This is a genomic window from Streptomyces sp. NPDC055099, assembly GCF_053607685.1.
Map to the genome: position 1 here is coordinate 28,255 of NZ_JBSGUA010000025.1, position 23,885 is coordinate 52,139.

General features: G+C 71.0%; 20 protein-coding genes and 1 pseudogene. 8 read left to right on the forward strand and 13 right to left on the reverse strand.

The genetic code is table 11. The features are described from left to right. Positions 1 to 192 precede the first annotated feature (192 nt). From ACWFRU_RS38050 to ACWFRU_RS38060, 3 genes are all read left to right on the forward strand, one after another. Positions 193 to 2,376, forward strand: a complete 2,184-nt coding sequence (locus ACWFRU_RS38050; protein WP_453692708.1) for a BTAD domain-containing putative transcriptional regulator — start codon at positions 193 to 195, stop codon at positions 2,374 to 2,376. An 85-nt stretch (positions 2,377 to 2,461) separates the two neighbouring features. Further along, complete coding sequence (locus tag ACWFRU_RS38055) at positions 2,462 to 3,115, forward strand: DUF4232 domain-containing protein (protein ID WP_453692710.1); 654 nt, start codon at positions 2,462 to 2,464, stop codon at positions 3,113 to 3,115. Positions 3,116 to 3,237: 122 nt separating this feature from the next. Continuing rightward, on the forward strand, positions 3,238 to 3,735 hold the full coding sequence (locus ACWFRU_RS38060; RefSeq protein WP_453692712.1) for an LURP-one-related/scramblase family protein: 498 nt from the start codon (positions 3,238 to 3,240) through the stop codon (positions 3,733 to 3,735). 39 nt (positions 3,736 to 3,774) lie between these two features. On the opposite strand, the gene ACWFRU_RS38065 is transcribed toward ACWFRU_RS38060, so the two are convergent. After that, on the reverse strand, positions 3,775 to 4,578 hold the full coding sequence (locus tag ACWFRU_RS38065) for a carbon-nitrogen family hydrolase (RefSeq protein WP_453692714.1): 804 nt from the start codon (positions 4,576 to 4,578) through the stop codon (positions 3,775 to 3,777). Between the two features lie 136 nt (positions 4,579 to 4,714). On the opposite strand from ACWFRU_RS38065, the gene ACWFRU_RS38070 reads away from it, so the two are divergent. Then, on the forward strand, positions 4,715 to 5,539 hold the full coding sequence (locus ACWFRU_RS38070; RefSeq protein ID WP_453692716.1) for a maleylpyruvate isomerase family mycothiol-dependent enzyme: 825 nt from the start codon (positions 4,715 to 4,717) through the stop codon (positions 5,537 to 5,539). Between the two features lie 17 nt (positions 5,540 to 5,556). On the opposite strand, the gene ACWFRU_RS38075 is transcribed toward ACWFRU_RS38070, so the two are convergent. Both ACWFRU_RS38075 and ACWFRU_RS38080 read right to left on the reverse strand, forming a co-directional pair. Further along, positions 5,557 to 6,864 (reverse strand): MFS transporter, encoded by a 1,308-nt coding sequence (locus ACWFRU_RS38075; protein ID WP_453692718.1) that lies wholly within the window; start codon positions 6,862 to 6,864, stop codon positions 5,557 to 5,559. A 139-nt stretch (positions 6,865 to 7,003) separates the two neighbouring features. Further along, the gene (locus ACWFRU_RS38080; RefSeq protein ID WP_453692720.1) at positions 7,004 to 7,690 is read right to left on the reverse strand and encodes a GntR family transcriptional regulator; all 687 of its coding nucleotides are present in this window, start codon (positions 7,688 to 7,690) and stop codon (positions 7,004 to 7,006) included. A gap of 176 nt (positions 7,691 to 7,866) precedes the next feature. Here ACWFRU_RS38080 and ACWFRU_RS38085 point away from each other — a divergent pair, with 176 nt between their 5' ends. Then, complete coding sequence (locus ACWFRU_RS38085; RefSeq protein WP_453692722.1) at positions 7,867 to 8,757, forward strand: D-alanyl-D-alanine carboxypeptidase family protein; 891 nt, start codon at positions 7,867 to 7,869, stop codon at positions 8,755 to 8,757. A gap of 81 nt (positions 8,758 to 8,838) precedes the next feature. Here ACWFRU_RS38085 and ACWFRU_RS38090 read toward each other — a convergent pair whose 3' ends face one another. Genes ACWFRU_RS38090 through pdhA form a run of 3 tightly spaced genes read right to left on the reverse strand, consistent with a single transcriptional unit; the run spans position 8,839 to position 12,568 of the window. Beyond that, positions 8,839 to 10,377 (reverse strand): dihydrolipoamide acetyltransferase family protein, encoded by a 1,539-nt coding sequence (locus tag ACWFRU_RS38090; protein WP_453692724.1) that lies wholly within the window; start codon positions 10,375 to 10,377, stop codon positions 8,839 to 8,841. Between the two features lie 11 nt (positions 10,378 to 10,388). Then, positions 10,389 to 11,369, reverse strand: a complete 981-nt coding sequence (locus ACWFRU_RS38095) for an alpha-ketoacid dehydrogenase subunit beta (RefSeq protein WP_453692726.1) — start codon at positions 11,367 to 11,369, stop codon at positions 10,389 to 10,391. Between the two features lie 2 nt (positions 11,370 to 11,371). After that, positions 11,372 to 12,568: a pyruvate dehydrogenase (acetyl-transferring) E1 component subunit alpha gene (pdhA, locus tag ACWFRU_RS38100; protein WP_453692728.1), complete on the reverse strand. Its 1,197-nt coding sequence runs from the start codon at positions 12,566 to 12,568 to the stop codon at positions 11,372 to 11,374. Between the two features lie 381 nt (positions 12,569 to 12,949). Here pdhA and ACWFRU_RS38105 point away from each other — a divergent pair, with 381 nt between their 5' ends. Then, positions 12,950 to 13,612, forward strand: coding sequence for a response regulator (locus tag ACWFRU_RS38105; protein WP_453692730.1), 663 nt, complete (start codon positions 12,950 to 12,952; stop codon positions 13,610 to 13,612). A gap of 137 nt (positions 13,613 to 13,749) precedes the next feature. After that, positions 13,750 to 14,208 carry a pyridoxamine 5'-phosphate oxidase family protein gene (locus ACWFRU_RS38110; protein WP_453692732.1) on the forward strand — a complete coding sequence of 153 codons (459 nt, stop codon included), beginning with the start codon at positions 13,750 to 13,752 and terminating at the stop codon, positions 14,206 to 14,208. 87 nt (positions 14,209 to 14,295) lie between these two features. On the opposite strand, the gene ACWFRU_RS38115 is transcribed toward ACWFRU_RS38110, so the two are convergent. Next, positions 14,296 to 15,879, reverse strand: a complete 1,584-nt coding sequence (locus tag ACWFRU_RS38115) for a protein kinase domain-containing protein (protein WP_453692734.1) — start codon at positions 15,877 to 15,879, stop codon at positions 14,296 to 14,298. A gap of 295 nt (positions 15,880 to 16,174) precedes the next feature. On the opposite strand from ACWFRU_RS38115, the gene ACWFRU_RS38120 reads away from it, so the two are divergent. Continuing rightward, positions 16,175 to 17,827 (forward strand): protein kinase domain-containing protein, encoded by a 1,653-nt coding sequence (locus ACWFRU_RS38120; RefSeq protein ID WP_453692736.1) that lies wholly within the window; start codon positions 16,175 to 16,177, stop codon positions 17,825 to 17,827. Positions 17,828 to 17,903: 76 nt separating this feature from the next. Here ACWFRU_RS38120 and ACWFRU_RS38125 read toward each other — a convergent pair whose 3' ends face one another. The 6 genes and pseudogenes from ACWFRU_RS38125 to ACWFRU_RS38150 all read right to left on the reverse strand — a co-directional run. Continuing rightward, on the reverse strand, positions 17,904 to 18,446 hold the full coding sequence (locus tag ACWFRU_RS38125; RefSeq protein WP_249588835.1) for a bacterial proteasome activator family protein: 543 nt from the start codon (positions 18,444 to 18,446) through the stop codon (positions 17,904 to 17,906). Positions 18,447 to 18,560: 114 nt separating this feature from the next. Further along, the gene (locus tag ACWFRU_RS38130; RefSeq protein WP_453692738.1) at positions 18,561 to 18,953 is read right to left on the reverse strand and encodes a hypothetical protein; all 393 of its coding nucleotides are present in this window, start codon (positions 18,951 to 18,953) and stop codon (positions 18,561 to 18,563) included. Positions 18,954 to 19,075: 122 nt separating this feature from the next. Then, the gene (locus ACWFRU_RS38135; RefSeq protein ID WP_453692740.1) at positions 19,076 to 20,053 is read right to left on the reverse strand and encodes an NAD(P)H-quinone oxidoreductase; all 978 of its coding nucleotides are present in this window, start codon (positions 20,051 to 20,053) and stop codon (positions 19,076 to 19,078) included. A gap of 39 nt (positions 20,054 to 20,092) precedes the next feature. Continuing rightward, on the reverse strand, positions 20,093 to 21,214 hold the full coding sequence (locus ACWFRU_RS38140; protein WP_453451378.1) for a potassium channel family protein: 1,122 nt from the start codon (positions 21,212 to 21,214) through the stop codon (positions 20,093 to 20,095). After that, positions 21,202 to 22,662 (reverse strand): molybdopterin molybdotransferase MoeA, encoded by a 1,461-nt coding sequence (locus ACWFRU_RS38145; RefSeq protein ID WP_453692742.1) that lies wholly within the window; start codon positions 22,660 to 22,662, stop codon positions 21,202 to 21,204. The genes ACWFRU_RS38140 and ACWFRU_RS38145 overlap by 13 nt, the downstream gene beginning before the upstream one ends. 185 nt (positions 22,663 to 22,847) lie before the next feature. Further along, positions 22,848 to 23,882: pseudogene (locus tag ACWFRU_RS38150) on the reverse strand (NTP transferase domain-containing protein); the annotation flags it as partial. Between the last annotated feature and the right edge of the window lie 3 nt (positions 23,883 to 23,885).

Consider the following 23,885-nt stretch of genomic DNA (forward strand, 5'->3'; position numbering starts at 1 on the left):
TTCACCCCCCCCCCCCCTCGCCCGCGGCGCCCCCCCGCCCGCCCCCGTTCCCCCGCCCCCCGCCGGGCGGGGCCGGGGCCCCCCCCGGGGCCCCCCCGGGCCCCGGCGATACTCTTGGGCCTTGTTCGAAACATGATTCGAGGCGCGAGGCGCGGGCGCGAAGCGCCTGCGCGGCGAAGGAGTTGAGGCCAGGTGGAGTTCCAGCTGCTCGGACCGGTGAGCGTCGCCGGAGGCAGCGGACCCGTCCCCCTCGGCCCGGCCAAGCGCCGCAGCCTGCTCGCGGCGCTGCTGCTGCGGGCGGGCACGCCGGTCTCGGTGGACGCCCTGACCGAGACCCTGTGGGACGGCGAACCGCCGCTGCACGCGCGCACCGTCATCCAGGGCCACATCTCCCGGCTGCGCGCCCTGCTCGTCGAGGCGGGCCTGGACGCGTACGGCGTGGAACTCGCCACGCAGGGCGGCGCGTACGCCCTCCAGTTCCCGGAGACCCTGCTCGACGTCAGCCGCTTCGAGGACCTCGTCAAACTGGCCGGACGGCAGCGCGAGCCCTCGGACACGGCGCTGATGCTGCGGGAGGCGCTCGCGCTGTGGAACGGGCCCGCGCTGACCGGCACCGTCGCCACCGAGCCGATGCTGGCCGCCGCGCGGGGCCTTGAGGAGAGCCGCCTGGTCACCGTAGAGCAGCTCGCCGAGGCGTACGGAAAGCTCGGCTCGCACGGCCAGGCCGTGGGGCTGCTGCGCGCGGAGTCGGTACAGCACCCGCTGCGGGAGGCGCTGGTGGCGGCCCTGATGCGGGCCCTCCAGCGGTGCGGCAGGCAGTCCGAGGCGCTGGAGTTCTACCACCGGACGCGCGAACTCCTCGCCGAGGAGCTGGGGGTCGACCCCGGCAAGAAGCTGCGCCGGGCGTACGAGGAGATCCTCAACGGCGAGCCCGACACCGGGGCCCACCCGATGCTGGGCGCTCCTCCGCCGCGCCCGCGGGGGCGGTACGACATGGGGTTCGGGGGTGGCGGTGCTTCGTCCGCCGCGTCCGCGGGCCCTGCCGGGGTCGCCGCAGCCGCCGGGGCTCCCGCTCGCGGGGAGGCCGGCCGGGGCGTGCGGCAGGCAGACCCGCCTCCGGTCGAGCAGGGCCGGGGGCCCACGGTTGCAGGGCGGACGCAGCCCGCGGTGCCCGGCGCGGGTGCCGGCGCGGGTGCCGGTGCCGGTACCGGTACCGGTACCGATGCCCAGGGCGCGAGCCCCGCCGCCGCACCCGTCACTCCCGCCACACCCGTCACGCCCTCCGCTGCCGCCACCCCCGACACCCCGGCGGACGCGCCCCCGCCGGGCAACGCGATCCCCCGCCTGCTGCCCCGGGCGCCCCGCGCCTTCGCCGCCCGCGAGGAGCAGCTCGCCGCCCTGGAGACCGTGCTCGCCGAGGAGACGGAGGCGCCGATCGTCCTGCTCACCGGCCCCGCGGGCGTGGGCAAGACCGCCCTCGTCCTGCAGTGGGCGCACCACCACGCGGACCCGCAGGCGGAGGGCCACCTCTTCGCCGACCTCCGCGGCTTCAGCGGCGGCGACCCCGCCCACCCCGAACGCGTCCTGCGGGAGTTCCTCCTCGCCCTGGGCGTACGGCAGCAGGACGTGCCGGCCGGCATCGAACCGGCGGCGGCCCTCTACCGCTCGCTCCTCGCCGAACGGCGCATCGTCGTCGTACTCGACAACGCCCACGACTCCGCCCAGGTCCGCCCGCTCCTGCCCGGCGCGCCCCACTGCACCACCCTGATCACCAGCCGCAACCGCCTCGACGGCCTCGTCGCGTCGGACTGCGCGCGCCCCGTGCCGGTCGGCGCGCTCAGCGAGCGCGACGGCGCCGAGCTGTTCCTGCGCGCCCTGGGGCAGAGCGCGGGCCTGGACGCCGACTCCGATGACGTACGCCGGATCGCCCGCCTCTGCGACGGGCTCCCGCTCGCCCTGCGCACCGCCGCCGCCCGGCTCATCGGGCGCCCGCAGCGGTCCGTGGCCAGCCTGGCCGCCGAACTCGCCGACGAGGAGCAGCGGCTGGCCCTGCTCTCCGCCGAGGACACCGGGGTCGCCGCCGCGCTGCGCACCTCGGTGGGCCAACTGCCGGGCAGTGACTCCTGGTTGCTCGCCGCACTGGCCCGCGCCTCCACCCCGGACGTGGACGCGCACCGCGCCGCCGACCTCGCGGGGGCGAGCCTGTCCGCCACCCGCGAGGGGCTCGACCGCCTGGCCGCTGCGCACCTGATCCAGGAGGAGGGCGCGGGGCGCTACGTCCTGCCCGATCTGGTGCGGCTCTTCGCCCGCGGCCTGGACGGATCGGCGACCACGACGTTCCGCAGGCCCCGTCCCGAGGAGCTGCGGCGGCATTAGCCAGGTGTTAGCGGAACGCCAGTGGCGGGCGGCAGGCTCAGTGGAACAAGCCCGAGCGACCACCACTGACGGGGGAGTCACCGCCATGCGCACCACCGCTCGCAGCACGCGTGCCGCGCTCGCCGTCGCGGCGCTCGCCGCGCTCTCCCTCTCGCTCACGTCGTGCCACGGCGACAGCGGGAGCGGTGACGGGAGCAACGACGGGAGAGCGAGCACGGCCGGAAGCGGGAGCGGGGGCTCCGGGGGCGAGGCCTCCGGCACCGGCAAGGCGTCGGCCACCGCGTCCGGCGGCCCTGAATCGGAATCACCCGCTCCGGCCGCCGACGGCGACTGCACGCCGCGCACCGCGCAGATCAGCATGGAGGACACCGGCGGCACCGCGCCGCTCGTCCTGCTCAAGATCACCAACAACGGCGGCAAGGCCTGCGCGGTCCTCGGCGCCCCCGTCGTCAGCGACCCGACGGCGGGCAAGAACCTCCCCGTGGCCAAGGACACCCGCCCCCGGTCGGTCGTCCGCCTCGCACCGGACCGGTCCGCCTACGCCGCGATCAGCCTCGCGAGCATCGACGCCGACAGGACCCACCGCGCCAAGAAGCTCGGCGTCACGCTCGTCACCAAGGGCGGCAAGGCCACGGACGGCCACGTCACGGTGAACTCCCCCGGCGCGGCGGGCCTGCTGCTCGACGCGGGCTCGCACGTCACGTACTGGCAGAACAACCTTGAGGACGCCATGTCGTAAGGACGACGGCCTGGCGCGACGCCTTCGCGTCCTCCCCAGATCCACAGCCGGTCTGTGTCCCACTTTCCCCCGAGTGGCACGGGCCGGCTGTGTCATGCGCGCCACGGGGTAGGCATCGCCGCATGAAACTTCTCGTACGCGACCGGCTGCTCGGCATCGGTGACGACTACTGGATCGAGGACGACCGGGGCCAGAAGGTCTTCCTCGTCGACGGCAAGGCGATGCGCCTGCGCGAGACCTTCGAGCTGAAGGACATGGAGGGCCGCGTCCTCATCGACATCCGCGCCAAGATGCTGTCGCTGCGCGACACCATGGTGATCGAACGGGACGGCGGGGAGCTGGCCACGGTCAAGCGCAAGCGCCTCTCGCTCCTGCGCAACCACTACCGCGTGGACCTGGTCGACGGCACCGAGCTCGACGTGAGCGGCAAGATCCTGGACCGCGAGTTCGCCATCGAGTACGACGGCGAACTCCTGGCCGACATCTCCCGCCGCTGGTTCCGGGTCCGCGACACGTACGGCCTGCAGATCGTGCGGGACGACGCCGACGCGTCCCTCCTCCTGGCCGTCGCGGTCTGCGTGATCCGCCTGGCCGAGAAGGAGAGGGGCGACGACGACTGAGCGGGCCGGACACGGCGTCCGGGCGGGCCTGTCCCGGCGTCAGCGCTGTGGTGCGTCCATTCCGAGGAGCCGGTCCTTCAGCGCCGGGAACTGCTCGCGCGTGGCCGCGACCTTCGCCGGGTCGAGCTCGACGGTGAGGACCTCCTCGCCGTCCCCCGCCTCGGCCAGCACCTCGCCCCACGGGTCGACGACGACGCTGTGCCCGGCCTGGGGAACCCCGGCGTGCGCACCGCCCGTTCCGCACGCGAGGACGAACACCTGGTCCTCGACCGCCCGCGCCCGGGCGAGCAGCGTCCAGTGCTCACGCCGCCGCGCGGGCCAGCCCGCGGGGACGACGAACATCTCGGCGCCCGCGTCGACGAGCCCCCGGAAGAGCTCGGGGAAGCGCAGGTCGTAACAGGTGGCGAGCCCGATCGTCGTCTCCGGCGTGCGCACGGTGACCAGTTCGCCCCCCGCGCCCATCAGGACGGCCTCGCCCTTGTCGAAGCCGAACCGGTGGATCTTCCGGTACGAGGCGGCGAGTTCACCCTCGGGCGAGAAGACGAGCGAGGTGTTGTAGAGGTCCCCCGAGGCGTCCCGCTCCGGAATGGACCCCGCGTGCAGCCAGACGCCCGCGTCGGTCGCGGCCTTGGCCATCGCCTCGTACGTAGGCCCCTCAAGCGGCTCCGCCTCGCCCGCGAACGACTCGTACGCGAAAGCGCCCGTGGTCCACAGTTCGGGAAGAACGACGAGATCCGGCCGCTCTCGCGCGGCTGTCTCACGCACCAGTGAAGAGACCCGCGAGCGGCGGGAATTGACCGATTCGCCCTCGTCTACGGCGATCTGGATGAGGGAGGCGCGCACACTACCACCGTCCTGGCATTCGAGCCGTCAATGCAGGCCTACGATCGTCACACGAAAGCACTGCCGGGGTGCCTGCGGGCAGCGTAACTTAGCGTCCCAGACACCCACCGCCCGCGTACGACCGTCGAGGGGTCCCGTGAGTCTCCATCCCAGCCTGCAAACCTACGCCGACGCCTGGACCCAATCCGTATCAGCCATATCCGAGCTGGTGTCACCGCTCGCCGAGGGAGAGTGGAACTGGGCCACGCCCTGCCCCGGCTGGTCGGTGCGGGATGTCGTCTCCCACGTCATAGGCCTGGACTGCGAGATGCTGGGCGACCCGCGTCCCATCCACACCCTGCCCCGCGACCTGTACCACGTGAAGACCGAGGGCCAGCGGTACATGGAGGTGCAGGTCGACGTCCGGCGCCACCACACCGCGCCCGAGATGACCTCCGAGCTGGAGTACACGATCATCCGCCGCTCACGGCAGCTGCGGAACGAGTCGCGTGACCCCTCCCACAAGATCCGTGGCCCGCTCGGCACCGAGCAGACCCTCGAACTGGCCATGCGCATGCGGGCGTTCGACGTCTGGGTGCACGAGCAGGACCTGCGCACGACGCTGAAGAAGCCCGGAAACCTGGACTCCCAGGGCGCGTTGGTGGCGCGGGACCTCCTGCTGCAGGGGCTGCCCAAGGTCGTCGCCAAGAAGGCCGCGGCCCCGGCGAACTCGGCGGTCGTCTTCGACGTGAGCGGGCCCGTCGAGTTCCTGCGCACGGTCCGTGTCGACGCCGACGGCCACGCCACGGTCGACAGCGCCCCCTCGCTCGGCCCGCTCGCCACGCTGAGCCTGGACTGGGAGACGTACTTCCGCCTGGCGTGCGGCCGCGTCACGCACGCTGCGGTGGCCGACCGGATCAAGATCGAGGGCGATCACGGCCTGGGCGAGGCGATCCTGCGGGAGTTCGCGGTCACGCCGTAGCCCTGGTCCTGAGTGGGTCAGACAGGTACGTGGACTGCCTCGACGCGGCTGGCGACCAGGCGCTCCTTCTCCCTGCGCACCGCGCGCGTGCGCAGCCGCAGGATCTGGCTGAGGCCCACCGCCTCCAGGACGAAGACGGCGGAGAAGGCGATCCGGTAGTTGTCGCCGGTCGCGTCCAGGAGCACGCCGATGGCGAGCAGCGTCGTCATGGAGGCGACGAAGCCGCCCATGTTGACGATGCCGGACGCGGTGCCCTGGCGCTCCGGCGGGTTCGCGGGCCGCGCGAAGTCGAAGCCGATCATGGACGCGGGGCCGCAGGCGCCGAGCACGACGCACAGCGCGATGAGCAGTCCCATCGGGGCGTGGTCGCCGGGGTAGTGGATGGTGACCGCCCACATCACGGCCGTCATGGCGACGGTGCCGATGGCCAGGGGTGTGCGGGCCGCGTGGTGCCGGGCGACGATCTGGCCGTAGACCAGGCCCACCACCATGTTGGACAGCACGACGAGGGTGAGCAGCGCCCCGGCCGTCCCGCGCGTGAGCCCCTGCGCCTCGACGAGGAACGGCAGGCCCCACAGGAGCAGGAAGACCATCGCGGGGAACTGCGTGGTGAAGTGCACCCACAGTCCGAGCCGGGTGCCGGGCTCGCGCCAGCTCAGGGCGATCTGCTTGCGCACGAAGGCCCCGCCGGTGTGCCGCACGGGCTCCGGCTCGTGCCCCTCGGGGTGATCCTTGAGGAACAGCGTCATCAGGACGAGGACGACGACTCCGCACAGCGCGCTGCCCGCGAAGGCCGCGGTCCAGCCGACGGAGTGCAGCAGCCGGGCGAGGACGAGGGTGGAGACGAGGTTGCCCGCCATGCCGACCAGGCCGGCGAGCTGGGCGACCAGCGGGCCGCGCCGGGCCGGGAACCAGCGGGTGCCCAGGCGCAGGACGCTGATGAAGGTCAGCGCGTCACCGCAGCCGAGCAGCGCGCGGGACGCGAGCGCCATTGCGTACGAGGGGGAGAAGGCGAAGCCGAGCTGTCCCAGCGTGAAGAGCACGACTCCGATCGTCAGCACGCGCTTGGTGCCGAGCCGGTCGACCATCAGGCCGACGGGTATCTGCATGCCCGCGTAGACGAGCAGCTGAAGGATCGAGAAGGTCGAGAGCGCGGACGCGTTGACGTGGAACCGGTCGGCGGCGTCGAGCCCGGCGACGCCGAGCGAGGTCCGGAAGATGACGGCGACGAAGTAGACGGCGACACCGATCCCCCAGACGAGCATGGCTTTCTTGCCGCCGGGGGGATCGCCGGGGAGGGAGACGGGGGCGGAGGCAGAACTCATCGCGAGAACCTCCGGGTGCCCCAGGGGCTCCTACGGGGGTGGTGTGCTGCGGGGTTTCGGGTGGGCGGGTGGGAAACATGCCGCGAAGCGGCAAAAGAAATCCCACCACCGGCGGACGGAGACCGGTCAAAGAGCAACCTCACCGGACCTCACCCCGAGCAAGATCCCGGAACCACCCCACGTGCCGGGTGACCACGGCAACCGCACCCTCCGCGTCCCCGGCCCGCAACGCCTCAAGAATCTCCTCGTGCTCGGCGAGCGTCTTGGCGATCCGGTCGGGATGGGAATGCATCACCGCAACCCCCATCCGCAACTGCCGGTCACGAAGCTGGTCGTACAGCCGGGCGAGGATCTCGTTCCCCCCGCTCCGCACGATCTCGGCATGAAAGCACCGGTCGGTGACGGCGGCAGCGGAAAGATCCCCGGCGGCGGCCTGCTCCCGCTGCTGCCGCAGCAGCTCCTCGAGGCGGGCGATCAACGCCGGAGGCGCGGGCACCGCCTTGCGCACCGAGTGCGTCTCCACCAGGAGCCGCGTCTCGACGACATCGGCGATCTCCTGCACGGACACCGGCAGGACCAGCGCGCCCTTCTTCGGGTAGAGCCGCAGGAGCCCCTCCACCTCCAGCTTCAGGAGGGCCTCGCGCACCGGGGTGCGGGACACCCCGACGGCCTCCGCCAGCTCACCCTCGGTGAGCAGCGTGCCGCCCTCGTACCGGCGGTCGAGCACGCCCTGCTTGACGTGCGCGTACACGCGCTCGGCGGCGGGTGGCTGCTTCAAGGTTCGAGCAGGGGCCCGGGAGGGGGAAGAGGCGGGTGCGACAGGCATGCGCACAGCATAGATACAACACGTACCCATGAGGTCGTCCATTCCACGATCCGGACATCACCCACATCACCCTTAATTGACGGTGTTCAGGCGCATCCATTTGCCCCTCTCGTGTGTCTCACTATCGAGCGGCACCCTCATGTGGCCGCATTCCAGGGGCATTTGGAGCATTCATCTTGAACACCCCCATTAAGGGCATTCGCCGCGCATCGGCCGTAATCGTCACCGCGGGTGCGGTAATCGCGGGCGGAGCCCTCACGACCCCGGCCCATGCGGCCGCACTGCCCAAGCCGTCGATCGCCGCCAAGGGCGGCTACGTCATGAACAACGGCACGGGCAAGACGCTCTTCACCAAGGCCGCGGACACCCGCCGTTCGACGGGCTCGACCACCAAGATCATGACGGCGAAGGTGGTGCTGTCGCAGTCGAACCTGAACCTCAACTCCAAGGTCAAGATCGAAAAGGCCTACAGCGACTACATCGTCAGGAACACCGCCTCGTCCGCCCGGCTGATCGTCGGCGACAAGGTCACCGTCCGCCAGCTCCTGTACGGCCTGATGCTGCCGTCCGGCTGCGACGCGGCGTACGCGCTCGCGGACAAGTTCGGCAAGGGCTCCACCCGCTCGGCCCGCGTGAAGTCGTTCATCGGCAAGATGAACGCGCAGGCCAGGAGCCTCGGCATGACGAACACGCACTTCGACTCGTTCGACGGCATCGGCAACGGAAGCAACTACTCCACGCCCCGCGACCTGACGAAGCTCGCCAGCAGCGCGATGAAGAGCTCCACGTTCCGTACGGTCGTGAAGACGAAGTCGACGAAGCAGAAGGTCACCACGAAGAGCGGCGGCTACCGCTACATGTCGTGGACGAACACGAACACCCTGCTCGGCAGCTACAGCGGCGCGATCGGCGTGAAGACCGGCTCCGGCCCGCAGGCCAAGTACTGCCTGGTCTTCGCCGCGACGCGCGACGGCAAGACGGTCATCGGCACGGTCCTCACCTCGACCTCGTCGACGAACCGCACCAAGGACGCGAAGAAGCTGATGGACTACGGCTTCAAGAAGTAGGCGGACAATCCTTCACCGGATACGCCAAAGGGGGCCCGCCGCGCTGCACGCGGCGGGCCCCCTTTCACGTGATCTCCGGTTCTACGCCCAGGTCATGAGCCGCTTGGGCTGCTCCAGGATCGCCGCCACATCGGCCAGCACCTTGGAGCCGAGCTCGCCGTCGACCAGCCGGTGGTCGAAGGAGAGCGCGAGCGTCGTCACCTGACGCGGCTTGACCTTGCCCTTGTGGACCCAGGGCTGGAGCTTGATCGAGCCCACCGCGAGGATCGCGGACTCGCCGGGGTTCAGGATCGGCGTGCCGGTGTCGACGCCGAAGACGCCGACGTTCGTGATCGTCACCGTGCCGCCCTGCATCGCGGCCGGCGACGTCTTGCCCTCGCGGGCCGTGGACACCAACTCGCCGAGGGACTCGGCCAGTTCCGGCAGCGTCTTGGCCTGCGCGTCCTTGATGTTCGGCACGATCAGGCCGCGCGGGGTCGCGGCGGCGATGCCCAGGTTCACGTAGTGCTTCTGGACGATCTCCTGGTTCGCCTCGTCCCAGGCCGCGTTGACGTCCGGGTTGCGCCGGATCGCCACGAGCAGCGCCTTGGAGATGAGCAGGAGCGGGTTCACGCGCAGACCGGCGAACGCCTTGTCCTGCTTCAGCTCCTCGACCAGCTTCATCGTCCGTGTCACGTCCACCGTCACGAACTCCGTGACATGCGGTGCCGTGAAGGCCGAGCCGACCATCGCCTGCGCGATGGCCTTGCGCACGCCCTTGACGGGGATACGTGTCTCGCGGGCGCCCGCGCCGACCGCCGTGGCGGCTGTGGCTGCGGCTGCTCCGGCGGGAGCGGAGGCCTCGGTCGGCACCTGCTCCGGCGCGGACGCCGGGGCCGGGGCGGTGGCGGGGGCGGCAGCGGAGGCGGGGGCCGGGGCGACCGCCGCGTGCACGTCCTCGCGCGTGATGATCCCGTCCGGGCCGGACGGGACGATGGCCGCGAGGTCAACTCCCAGGTCCTTGGCGAGCTTGCGCACCGGCGGCTTGGCCAGCGGCCGGCTGCCCACGGGGGCGGCGGGCGCGGCGGCGGCTGCCGAGCCGGAGCCGTTCAGCTCGGCCTGGACCGCTGCCGCGTAGTACGTCCCGGCGGCCTCCGCCTGCTCCGAAGCGGCCTTGCGCGCGCGCCGCTTCGTCGAGGACTCGGCGACCCCGTAGCCCACGAGCACGGGCTGCCGACCCTCGGGAGCGGCCTCCTCGGCAGGAGCTTCCGCGGCGGGAGCAGCCGTGGCGGGAGCTTCCTGCGCCGGAGCTGCGGCTTCGGCGGCCTCAGCAGGCGCGGCGGCCTCAGCAGGCGCGGCGGTCGCGCTTCCGGCGCCTCCGCCGGACACGTCCACCGCGATGATCACCTGGCCGACATCGACCGTGGTGCCCTCGGGAAAGCGCAGTTCGCTCACGACACCGTTGAACGGGATGGGCAGCTCGACGGCGGCCTTGGCCGTCTCGACCTCGCACACCACCTGCCCGTCGGTGACCGTGTCACCCGGCGCCACGAACCACTTGAGGATCTCTGCCTCGGTGAGCCCCTCGCCCACGTCGGGCATCTTGAACTCGGCGAGCGCGGCACTTGTCATCGTCGTCACGACCCTCTCCCTCAGTACGCCAGCGAGCGGTCGACAGTGTCGAGCACCCGGTCGAGGCCCGGCAGGTACTCCTCTTCCAACCGCGCCGGCGGATACGGCGCGTGGAAACCGCCGACCCTCAGCACGGGAGCTTCGAGGTGGTAGAAGCACCGCTCGGTGATGCGCGCCGCGATCTCCGCGCCCGCACCCAGGAAGACGGGGGCCTCATGGACCACGACGAGCCGCCGGGTCTTCTCGACCGAGGCCTGCACCGCGTCGAAGTCCATCGGCGACATGGAGCGCAGGTCCACGACCTCAAGGGACTTGCCCTCTTCGGCGGCCGCCGCCGCGGCCTCCAGACAGACCTTCACCATCGGGCCGTACGCGACGAGCGTCAGGTCCGTGCCCTCGCGGGCGACCCGGGCCTTGTGCAGCGGCGCGGGAATGGCCTCGGTGTCGACCTCGCCCTTGTCCCAGTAACGCCGCTTCGGCTCGAAGAAGATCACCGGGTCGTCGCTCTGGATGGCCTGCTGCATCATCCAGTAGGCGTCGGACGAGTTCGACGGCGAGACGACCTTGAGCCCCGCCACGTGCGCGAACAGCGCCTCGGGCGACTCACTGTGGTGCTCGACGGCGCCGATGCCGCCGCCGTACGGAATGCGGATGACGACCGGCATCTTGATCTTGCCGAGCGCGCGGGCGTGCATCTTCGCGAGCTGCGTGACGATCTGGTCGTACGCCGGGAAGACGAAGCCGTCGAACTGGATCTCCACCACCGGGCGGTAGCCCCGCAGGGCCAGGCCGATGGCCGTGCCGACGATGCCCGACTCGGCGAGCGGGGTGTCGATGACACGGTCCTCGCCGAAGTCCTTCTGCAGCCCGTCCGTCACCCGGAAGACGCCGCCGAGCTTGCCGACGTCCTCACCCATGATGAGGACCTTGGGGTCGGTGTCGAGCGCCGTACGCAGCGATTCGTTGATCGCCTTGGCGAGGGGAAGTTTCTGTACGCCCATGGTCACTTACCGCCTTCTTCAGCGAAGGACGCCTGGTACGCGGCGAACTGCGCGCGCTCCTCGTCGACCAGCGCATGCCCGTCCGCATACGCGTTCTCGAAGATCGCCATCAGATCCGGATCCGGCATCGCCCGCACCACCTCTCGCACTCGCTTTCCCAACGCTTCGCTCTCCGCCTCGAGTTCCGCGAAAAATCCCTCATCAGCGTGACCTTCGGACTCGAGATAGGTCCGCAGGCGCAGGATCGGGTCCTTGGCCTCCCAGGCCTCGCGCTCGTCGTCGTTGCGGTACTTGGTCGGGTCGTCGGACGTGGTGTGCGCGCCCATGCGGTAGGTGAACGCCTCGATGAGCGCGGGCCCCTCACCCGTACGCGCCCTCTCCAGGGCCCACTTGGTGACGGCGAGCACGGCGAGGACGTCGTTGCCGTCGACCCGCACACCCGGGAAGCCGAAGCCCTGCGCGCGCTGGTAGAGCGGCACCCGGGTCTGCTTCTCGGTGGGCTCGGAGATCGCCCACTGGTTGTTCTGGCAGAAGAACACGACGGGAGCGTTGTAGACCGCGGAGAAGGTGAACGCCTCGGCGACGTCGCCCTGGCTGGAGGCACCGTCCCCGAAGTACGCGATCACGGCCGAGTCCGCGCCGTCCTTGGCCACGCCCATCGCGTAGCCGGTGGCGTGCAGGGTCTGCGAGCCGATGACGATCGTGTAGAGGTGGAAGTTGTTGCTGTTCGGGTCCCAGCCGCCGTTGTTGACGCCGCGGAACATGCCGAGCAGGTTCGTCGGGTCCACCCCGCGGCACCACGCGACACCATGCTCGCGGTAGGTGGGGAAGACGTAGTCGTCGTCGCGGGTGGCCCGGCCGGAGCCGATCTGGGCGGCCTCCTGGCCGAGCAGCGACGCCCACAGGCCCAGCTCGCCCTGACGCTGCAGGGAGGTGGCCTCGGCGTCGAAGCGGCGGGTGAGGACCATGTCGCGGTACAGGGCGCGCAGCTCGTCGGCGGTGATGTCCGCGACGTAGGCGTCGTACTCGGAATTCTTGACCCGCTTGCCTTCAGGGGTCAGCAGCTGAATGAGCTGGGGTTCCGTGCTCCCCGTGCCGGCCGTGCTTTTCTTCGGCGCGGCCTTCTTGGCGCTGGCGCGCTTCCCGCCGCTGGTCGTGCTGCGGCGCGGTGTGCGCGCGGCGGTGCTCTCCACGGTCACGTGTGCTCCTCCGTCGGTCCGGCCCCCGGGATTACCGGGTAAGCCAGTGCGGCTCGCCTGATCCGTGCCCGCGCACGGGGTGGGTGCGACTCGGCCGGGAACAGGCGTGACAGGTGCCCCGGCGAGCGCCCTGCACAATGCACGTTACCCAGTGCTTCCCATTTCTGTGAAACCCCATCTGACCTGCGAATTTGCTTGGATTTCCAAGTATCTGACTGCTTGGATTACCGAGTAAATCCAGAAAGTCGGGAACAGTTCCTGGTCACAGCACTGATCACAGCCTGGCAGGGGGCCGGAACACCGGCACGTTATCCCGGCCACCCCGCGCACGGGAAGGGTTCAGCCCAGGCAGCGGGAGAGATCGTGTGTGAGACTGACTCCGTGCGCGATGACGGAAAAATTACGGTATTTCTCCTCGACGACCATGAAGTGGTGCGGCGGGGAGTCCATGAGCTGCTCTCCGTGGAGTCCGACATCGAGGTCGTCGGAGAGGCCGGAACAGCGGCGGACGCCCTGGTCAGGATCCCGGCGACACGCCCGGACGTGGCCGTTCTCGACGTGCGCCTTCCGGACGGCAGCGGCGTGGAGGTATGCCGCGAGATCCGTTCCCGGAACGAGGACATCAAATGCCTGATGCTCACCTCGTTCGCGGACGACGAGGCCCTCTTCGACGCGATCATGGCGGGTGCTTCCGGCTATGTCCTGAAGGCCATTCGCGGCAATGAACTCCTCTCCGCCGTACGTGATGTGGCAGCCGGAAAGTCCCTGCTCGACCCTGTCGCCACGGCCCGCGTACTGGAACGGCTGCGTGACGGAAACACTCCCAAGGGCGACGATCGTCTGTCGAACCTCACGGACCAGGAGCGGAAGATCCTGGACCTGATCGGCGAGGGTCTGACCAACCGGGTGATCGGCGAACGGCTGCACCTCGCCGAAAAGACGATCAAGAATTACGTCTCCAGTCTGCTCTCGAAGCTCGGCATGGAGCGCCGCTCCCAGGCAGCCGCGTACGTGGCCCGAATGCAGGCGGAACAGCAGCACTGAATGCGGGCGGAACAGCGGCACTGACGCTTTCCGTCACGATGCGTGACAATTCGTGACCGGAAACGGGACTTACGTCCCCGTCGCACAGGGCCGGGATCCCCTTCCCCGGCCCCCCGCCGGTGCCAGAGGGTGGACGCATGCCCTCCGACGCCCATGAACAGGACGAACGGCTCGCCTTCGAACTGCTCGGCCGCACCGACTACGGCCGGGTCGCGACCAGCATGCGCGCGCTCCCCTTCCTCGCCGCGGCCCGCCACGTCGTCGCGGACGGGCGGATTCTGCTGCGGATGCACAAGGGATACGGCTACCACGAGGCCTGCATCGGCAGCGTCATCGCCTACGGGGCGGACAACCTCAGCGCCGAGACCGCGCGCACGGGTCAGTGGACCGTGCAGTTCGTCGGCCTGTGCGAGGCCATCGAGCCGACCACCGCCGAACTGGAACTCTTCGGCCCCGGCCCGCATTACGTGGACGGTGAGCTCTACGACCCGGTCTACATGCGCATAGAGCCGCAGGTGGCCACGGTGCACACCCTGCACGGCGGCCGGCGGCAGGAGCCCCGGCGCAGCTTCTCGACGAGCGCACCCGCCAGGTAGAGCGGGCAGAAAACGAGCACGCGCGCGTGGTGCCCTTTCGGGGCTCCACGCGCGCGTGCGTCTCGTCTACGGGCCGTGCGGCCCGGTTCAGCCGTCGCCCTCGTTGCCGCCGGCGACCTCGCCGGTGCCGCCGTTCGTCACCGGCGGGTCCTCGGTGTCCGGATCGCTGGGCTCCCCGGTCGGCGTCGTCGGGTCGTCCGTCGGCTCGGTGGGCTCGTCCGTCGGCTCCGTCGGCTCGTCCGTCGGCTGGCTCTCGGTGGGCGTAGTGGGAGCCGTCGGGCCGGTGGTGTTCGGCTGCTCGGGCGTCCAGTCGCCCTGACCGCCCGACCCGTCGCCGGGCGTCGCGGTCTCGTCCGAGGTCTCCTCGTCCGCGCTCTTGCTCGGCTTCTTGGACTCCGACTGCTTCGTCGGCGCCTTGGTCGGCGTCTCCTTGTCCTTCGTCTTGTTGTCGGCCGCCGACAGCGCGAACGCGACACCCACGGCGATCGCGATGATCGCGAGCACGACGAGGATCCACACCTTGCCCCGGCCGCCGCCCTTGCCGTCGCGGTGACCGCCCTCGAAGCCGCCGTCGTCGCCGCCCGGCGGACGCAGCATGGCGCCCGGGATCTGCGCGGTGCCGGAGTCGCCCGGGTGCTGCATCGCGGCGGCGCCCGCGACGCCCATCGCCGGGGTGCTGCCGCCCTCGTGCATGCCCGCGACATCGACCGGGCCGGTGTTCCAGGTCCCGGTGTGGCTGCCCTGCTCGTGCAGCATCTGCAGCCCGTACTGGACCAGGCCACGCATCTCCTCGGCCGTCTGGAACCGGTCGTCCGGGTCCTTGGCGAGCGAACGCATCACGAGGCCGTCGAGCTCCGGCGGCGCGGCGTCCGAGGTCTCGGACGGCGGGACCGGGATGTCCTGGACGTGCTGGTACACGACGGAGAGCGGCGTCTCACCGGTGAACGGGGGCCGCAGCGCGAGGAGTTCGTAGAGCAGACAGCCGGTCGCGTACAGGTCGGAACGGTGGTCGACGGCCTTGCCGAGCGCCTGCTCAGGGGAGAGGTACTGGGGCGTGCCCATGACCATGCCGGTCTGGGTCATCGTCGACTGGGCGCCGTGCAGCGCACGGGCGATGCCGAAGTCCATCACCTTGACCGCGCCGGTGTTGGTGATGATCACGTTCGCGGGCTTGATGTCACGGTGCACGATGCCGTGCTGGTGCGAGTACGCGAGCGCCTCGAGCACCCCGGAGACGATGATCAGGGCCTGCTCGGGACCCGGCGCCTCCGCGTTGAGCAGCAGATCGCGGATCGTCCGGCCCTCGACGATCTCCATGACGATGTACGGGACGACGCTCGGCCCGACGACGTCCTCACCGGAGTCGTAGACCGCCACCACGGCGTGGTGGTTGAGCCCCGCCACCGACTGGGCCTCGCGCGTGAAGCGGGCCTTGGAGACCGGGTCCTCGGCGAGGTCGGAGCGGAGCAGCTTGACGGCCACCGTACGACCGAGCCGTACGTCCTCGGCCGCGAAGACCTCGGCCATGCCGCCCCGGCCGAGTCTGTGGGTGAGCCGATACCGGCCATCCCCTACAAGCCCGCCGTTGCCCCACAACTCCGGCGCATCTGACATACCGCCGCCAGTCGCCTCGGGGTCGGACGGGCCCTGAGCGCGCTGCGTCTGTGCCATCAGTCCTCGCCGTCGTTTCTGGTCGTGGTGCTCGGTGGTACCGGGGGAACCCCGCCGGGCCACGCTACAGCCTTCGGGCGGCACGGCGGTTCGAGGTGGACCGGACATCAAACCCGCCGAGTGCCCCCGCGCGCAAACTTGTAACGCTTCCGAGACGCTTCTTGCGCGTACGGTCACGGAACGGGCATCGAGCTTGACGTGTCGGTGCCCTCGGGCAGACTTGGCCAGGAATAGCGGGAATCGATCACCGATCGCGGAGCCGTCCGGCACACCGCGCCGATGGGGGACGCACGACATGAGCAGCCAGGACGGCGCACAGGGACGGTATGCGGGGCGCTCGCTGGCCGGCGGCCGGTACCAGCTGCGCGATCTTCTCGGTGAAGGCGGCATGGCCTCCGTTCACCTGGCGTACGACTCCGTGCTCGACCGTCAAGTCGCGATCAAGACGCTTCACACCGAGCTCGGCCGCGAACAGTCCTTCCGCGAGCGCTTCCGCCGCGAGGCCCAGTCGGTGGCCAAGCTCACGCACACGAACATCGTCTCGGTCTTCGACACCGGCGAGGACGAGCTGGACGGCGCGACGATGCCGTACATCGTCATGGAGTACGTGGAGGGCAAGCCGCTCGGCTCCGTGCTCGACGCGTCCGTCACCCAGTTCGGCGCGATGCCGACCGACCAGGCGCTGAAGATCACCGCCGATGTGCTCGCCGCCCTCGAGATCAGCCACGAGATGGGCCTGGTCCACCGCGACATCAAGCCCGGCAACGTGATGATGACGAAGCGCAACGTCGTCAAGGTCATGGACTTCGGCATCGCCCGCGCCATGCAGTCCGGCGTCACCTCCATGACGCAGACCGGCATGGTCGTCGGCACCCCCCAGTACCTCTCCCCGGAGCAGGCGCTCGGCCGCGGCGTGGACGCCCGGTCCGACCTCTACTCCGTCGGCATCATGCTGTTCCAGCTGACCACCGGACGGCTGCCCTTCGAGGCGGACTCGCCGCTGGCCATAGCGTATGCGCACGTCCAGGAGGAGCCCGTCGCTCCGTCCTCGATCAACCGCTCGCTGCCGCCCGCGGTGGACGCGATCGTCGCCCGCGCGCTGAAGAAGAACCCGAACGAGCGCTTCCCCACGGCCGAGGCGATGCGCGACGAGTGCCTGCGCGTCGCCCAGTCCCTGCAGGCGGCCGCGCCGAGCATCGTGCCGGGCGCCCAGACCGCGAGCGGCGCGGGCGTCGGCGCCGCGGTCTTCCCGCCGGTCGACTCCTCGCTCCCGCAGCAGGGCGGCGTCCAGACGCCGTACCAAACGGGTCCCCAGTCGGGTCCGTACGGCTCGCCCACCCCGGCCCCCGGCCCCGTCACCCCGGGCTACGGCTACCCGCAGCAGGGCGGCTACCCGACCCCGGCGCCCACCAACGCGTACGCCCCGCAGGGCGCGCAGACCCCGCCCCCGTACACGCTCTCGCCGCAGCAGTCGCAGACCTCGGTGCAGGGCTCCGGCTCGGGCTCGGGCGGCGGCAAGCGGAACATGCCGGTGATCGTCGGCTCGATCGTCGTCGCGCTGCTCGCCATCGGCGGTCTGATCACGGCGATGTCGATGAGCGGGGGCGACGACGACGGCAAGGGCGACAAGGGCAAGGAGTCGGCCGCGCCCGTCGCGGGTCACCGGGGTCCTGACCGGTCGAAGACAATCGAGACCGAAGAGTGCACGGAACCCGACACGGCGTACAACGACGAGAACAAGATCAAGGTCCCTGACTTCACGTTCAGGGACTGGCGCTCGGTGCAGAAGTGCCTGCAGGCGGCCGGCTGGCAGTTCGACAAGCGCACGATCGACGAGAACACCTATGGGGAGGACACGGTCATGATGCAGTCCCCCAAGGAAGGCTCCGACGTCGACCCGGACGACGTGAACATCGAGTTCACCATCTCCACGGGCAACCCGGCCTGATCTTTGGCGCACTTGAACGTGAAGGGCCCGGTCACCTCGTGACCGGGCCCTTCACGTAGTCCTGTCCTGCCACCGCCTAGAGGTAGGGCCCTCCGGTCCGTCCCGCGATGCCGCCGTCCTCTTCCTCCTCGCCGCCGCCCACACCGGGCGGCAACGCGCGCCGCATCGATTCGAGCTGCGCCCGCGCCGCCATCTGCTGCGCGAAGAGGGCCGTCTGGATCCCGTGGAAGAGCCCCTCGAGCCAGCCCACCAGCTGGGCCTGCGCGATGCGCAGTTCGGCGTCGCTGGGTACTCCGTCGTCGGTGAAGGGGAGGGAGAGCCGCTCCAGTTCCTCGACGAGCTCGGGGGCGAGACCGTCCTCGAGCTCCTTGACCGAACTGGCGTGGATCTCCTTGAGGCGCACTCGGCTCGCCTCGTCGAGAGGTGCCGCCCGCACCTCCTCGAGCAACTGCTTGATCATGCTGCCGATGCGCATGACCTTCGCCGGCTGTTCGACCATGTCCGTCACCGGGACCTCGCGGGATTCGTCGTCTCCGCCGCCGCCGAGTGCCATTCCGTCCTGGCCCACGACCAGGACCTGCGGGCTCTCGGGCGACCTTTCGTTCCTCGGCATCTCCATGCCGCCATTCTCTCGCACCCGTACATCACACATCGGTGGTGCCCCCATTTGCCACTGATCCACCGTGTACGAAGGGTCCGTACGTGTCAGCCCATCTGTGTCAGCCCGCCCGTGTCAGCCGCGGCGCAGCCGTACGGCGAAGAACCCGAGACCGAGGCCGATGAGGACCAGGCCGCTGCCGAGCGGCAGGACGCGAAGGGTGGGTACGACGGGTTCGGCGGCCGTCCGGCGGGTGACGTCGGACGCGGTGGTCGCCCGGCCCTGGGGCCACACCTCGGGGGCCGGGGTGGCGGCGGGCGTGGGAATCCGTGGCGGTGGCCTGCGGGGCGGCTCGGACGCCGCCGCCGACGGCGGGGGTTCGTCCCGGCCGGGCCTGGCACGGCCCTCACCGGAGACGCTGCCGGCCCGGGTCCCGCCGGGAGAGGGCTCGACCGCGTACGAGAGGGAGACAGGGGAGACGGCCATCAGCACCGTCAGGATCATCAAGGGGCGAAGCCATGGAGTCACCGCGCCGGCTCCCTCCCGTTTCCGGGTCGGAGAGATCACTGAAGCTGGAGCAAGCGTCACATGGTGACGCTTGTCCGGCATCTCGAGTGCTCACCGGTCATCCCGGCCGTCCAGCGGCGCGCTCAGCGCACGAGCAGCACCTTCCCGATGTGGTTGCTCTCCTCCAGGACGCGGTGGGCGGTCGCCGCGTCACTCATCGGCACGGTCTGGTCGACGATCGGGCGTACGTGACCGGTGGCGATCAGCGGCCACACATGCTCGCGTACGGCGGCGACGATGGTCGCCTTCTCCTCTGCGGGGCGGCCCCGCAGCGACGTCGCGGTGACGGCAGCGCGCTTGTTGAGGAGTGCGGCGATGTTCAGCTCGCCCTTGACGCCGCCCTGCATGCCGATGATCGCGAGGCGGCCGTTGGTGGCCAGCGCCTGCACGTTCCGGTCCAGGTACTTGGCGCCCATGTTGTCGAGGATGACGTCCGCGCCCGCGCCGTCCGTGGCCTTCTTGATCTCCTCGACGAAGTCCTGCTCGCGGTAGTTGATGAGAATGTCCGCGCCCAGCTCCGCGCAGAAGTCGAGCTTCTCCTTGGTGCCCGCCGTGACCGCCACCTTGGCGCCGACGGCCTTCGCCAGCTGGATCGCCATGGTGCCGATACCGCTGGAACCGCCGTGCACGAGGAACGTCTCGCCCGGCCGCAGGTGGGAAATCATGAAGACGTTGGACCAGACGGTCGAGGTCACCTCGGGCAGCGCGGCCGCCGTGACGAGGTCGACGCCGTCGGGCACGGGCAGCAACTGCCCGGCGGGGACGACGACCTGCTCGGCGTAGCCGCCACCGGCGAGCAGCGCGCAGACCTCGTCGCCGATCTTCCACCCGGAGACGCCCGGGCCGATGTCGGTGACACGGCCCGCGCACTCGAGCCCCGGATAGGGCGACGATCCGGGTGGCGGGTTGTAGAAGCCCTGGCGCTGGAGCAGGTCGGCGCGGTTCACGGCGCTGGCCACGACGTCGACCAGCACCTCGCCCTCGCCGGGTACGGGATCGGGGACCTCGGCCCACACGAGCGCTTCGGGTCCGCCGGCTTCGGGGATCGTGATCGCATGCATGCGGGCGAGGCTACTCTCTGCGCTTTCCCGACGGTCCGATTACGTGCGCAGACCTCCGCGCGGCGGATTCGACTTGGCGTCGGGCGCCATCGGTGAGGTCGGTGTCGCCCGCACGATAGTGATCAGACGGTCCATCAACTGCAGCTTGCCGACGGCGGGATCGTCGTAACCGAGCACCCGATGTCCGCGTACGACACTCACGACGAGGTCGTCCGTCTCGCGGACTCCCATCCCTACCTCGGCCTTTATCACCGGCCGCTCGACGAGATCGAGTCCGCTGCCCTGCTGGATCAGGTCCTCCATGACCATGCCCGCGCTGGGGCTGAGCACGGAGAGGCCGAGCAGCCGTCCCGCCGCGCTGGCGCTGGTGATCACGGCGTCGGCGCCGGACTGGCGCAGCAGCGGCGCGTTCTCCTCCTCGCGCACCGCGGCCACGATCTTCGCCCCGCGGTTCATCTGCCGGGCGGTGAGCGTGACCAGGACGGCGGTGTCGTCCCGCTGGGTCGCGATGATGATCTGCCGGGCGCGCTGCACCTCGGCACGCAGCAGCACATCGCTGCGCGTGGCGTCGCCGATGACGCCCGCGTACCCCTCCGCTGTGGCGGCGTCGACGACCTTCGCGCTCGGGTCGACGACCACGATCTGTTCGGGCTTCAGACCGGTCGCGCAGACGGTCTGGATCGCCGAGCGACCCTTCGTGCCGAAGCCGACGACGACGGTGTGTTCACGCAAGTTGGACCTCCAGCGGTTCAGACGCCATTCCTCGCGCGTACGTTCCGTGAGCACTTCGAGAGTGGTGCCGACCAGGATGATCAGGAAGAGCACGCGCAGGGGCGTGATCAGGAGAATGTTGCAGAGCCGCGCGCTGTCGCTGTACGGGACGATGTCGCCGTACCCGGTGGTCGAGAGCGTCACGGTCGAGTAGTAGGCGGCGTCGAGGAAGTCGAGCCGGTTGTCCGAGTTGTCGTGGTAGCCGTCGCGGTCGATCCAGACGATGAAGGTCGTCAGGGCGAGCACCGCGAGCGCCATGAGGAGACGCTTGGCGACCTGCCGCAGAGGCCGCTCGACGATCTGGCGCGGCAGCTTGATGCGGTGGGTGACGAGGTGCTCGTCGGGGTTGCGGGCGATGGCGTCATGGCCGGGCAGTTTCACGTGAAACACTCCCCGGCCGTGTCGGTGTGCAGATCCGGACCGGCCCACGGGAGGTCGAGGACCTCCAGCTCCTGGCCGCGCCGCGCGCCGCCCGGTGGGACGACCGCGAGCCCGTCGGCCACCGCGATCCCGCGCAGCATCGCCGGGCCGTTGTAGTGCAGGGGCACGGCGTGATCGGCGCGGAGGGTGACAGGGACGAGCCGGGTGTCGTGCGGGTGCCCATGCACGTCCTCGCGCAGCACGGCGGTGTACGGCGACGGCGCGGGGCGCCCGGAGAGCGTACGCAGCAGGGGCTCGGCCAGGGTCAGCAGGCCGGAGACCGCGGCCAGCGGGTTGCCGGGCAGGCCGACGAGGTGCTGATCGGGGCGGATGCGGGCGAGCAGCATCGGGTGCCCCGGGCGGACGGCGACGCCGTCCACGAGGAGCTCGGCGCCGATGCGGCGCAGGATGGGGTGGACGTGGTCGACCGGACCGGAGGCGGTACCGCCGGTGGTGACGATGAGGTCGGCCGCGGAGGTGGTGAGGGCCTGGTGGAGCGCCTCGGCATCATCACCGAGCCTGCGTACGGCGATGACGTCGGCGCCCAGCGAGCGCAGCCAGGGCGGCAGCAGCGGCCCGAGCGCGTCACGGATGAGCCCCTCGTGGGGGAGCCCCTGGGTCAGCAACTCGTCCCCCAGGATCAGCACTTCGGCGCTGGGCCGGGGGACCACGGGCAGTTCGTCGTACCCGGCGGCTGCAGCGAGGCCGAGCACCGCCGGGGTCACCAGGGAGCCGCTCGGCAGGAGTTGGTCACCGGAGCGGCATTCCTGGCCGCGGGGCCGGATGTCCTGCCCTTGGGTGACATCGCGCCGGGGGTGCAGCCGCCCCTTGTCGTCGGTGAGGCCGTGCTCGCTGCGGATGACGGCGGTGGCCTCCTGCGGGACCCGCGCGCCGGTCGCGATCCGCACGGCTTCCCCGTCGGAGAGCGGCTCGGGCCGCCCGTGCCCGGCAAGAATCCCGTCGGCCCGGACATCCCAGGGACCGGGCCCCGCGACGACCCAGCCGTCCATCGCCGAGGTGTCGAAGGAGGGCAGATCGGTGAGGGCGACGAGCGGCGCGGCCAGAACGAGGCCGAGCGCTTGCCCCAGGGGGACGGTGACGGGCGCGGAGGACGCCGGCCGTGGGGCACGGCCGGCAGCGGTGCGGGCGGCCGGCCAGGGGGTGATGTCGCGGTGCTGAGGTTGGGCGGTGGGGTCGGTGTCGCCGCGGAGGTCGGACGCGGCGGGGGTGGGCGCGGGGGCGGCGGGGGGCTGGGGCACGGTGGCGTGTCCGGGGCCGCCCGAGGTGTCTCGCGCGTTTCGGGGGTCGCCGCCTGCGGGACCGGCGTCGGCGCGCCTGCTGGTCCTGCGGTCATGGTCGTCGTTCACCAGGGCGAGAGCCTCGTCGAGCTCGGCGTCCGGCGCGGGCTGCCCACTCATCCGGCATCCGGCCGCATGTCGCCCCTGGCACCCTGCCCCGGGTCGGGGCGGGCGCCCTGGGGCTTGGCGTCGGGGTGGGTGCCCTGGTGAGTGACGCCGGGGCGGGCGCCCTGCTGGGTGGCGCCGGGATGGGTGGTGTCGGGGCGGGCGCCCTGCTGGGTGGCGTCGGGCGTGGCGGTCGGCTTTCCGCCGGGGACCGCTTCCGGGGCCACGGCAGGCGCACCGGCAGGCCCCGCGTCGGCGTCGGCCTCCTGGGCCCATCGCGTGGCCAGCGCCGCCGCCTTGCGGGCCGCGTCGGCCACGGCTTCGGGTCCGCCGCCCTGCGCGGCCCGCGCCGCCGCGTACCCCACCAGGAAGGTGGTCAGCGGAGCCGCAGGCCTGGCCACGCCGTGTGCGGCGTCGCGCGCGAGGTCGAGCAGCAAGCTGGTGTCGACGTCGAGCTCGATGCCCAGTTCGTCCTTGACTGCGGAAATCCATTCATCCAACACGTGCCCATGCTCCCTGATGCGGGCCCGAGCGGCCGCGATGTCGTCCCAGGTGTCGCAGTCGAAGGACGCCACCGCGTCGGTGACCCGGGTGAGTTCGAGCCGCGCGGTGAGTGACCGCAGCGGAAGTCCCGTCAGACCGTCGTGCTCGGCGGCGAGCCGCGCGATCTCGCGTCTCAGCGCGGCACTGCGATAGGCGGCGACCAGCGGCTGGTCCCGGCCGCCGGGATCTCTCAGGACCGCGCCGTCCGCGCCGCTCTCACGCAGCTCGGCGAGGAGACTGCCCACCGTCCGCTCCTCCAGGAACGGCAGATCGGCGGAGAGCACCACCACGTGCTCCGCCCGCGTACACCGCAGCCCCGCGTCGAGCGCGGCGAGCGGCCCCGCCCCGGCGGGTTCCTCGCGCGCCCACTCCACGGGGCGGGCGGTCGGGCGGGGCGCGGCAACGACCACGGTCGTCCCCGCGCCGGAACACGCGCCGAGCACCCGGGCGAGCAGCGCGCGGCCACCTACCCGCAGGCCCGGCTTGTCCACACCGCCGAGCCGCCTCGCGCCACCGCCCGCGAGCACCACGGCGTCGTACGGAACGGCTCTCGGGGAGGCATTCTGTGAGGCGTACGCGGCATCGGTCGGGGCGGCATGCCGAGGATCGGGCGGGTCGGCATGCCGAAGATCGTTCGGGGCGGCGTCCGAGGCGGCGGAATCGGCGCCGCCCGGAGCCCTCTGCGCGGTCATGCC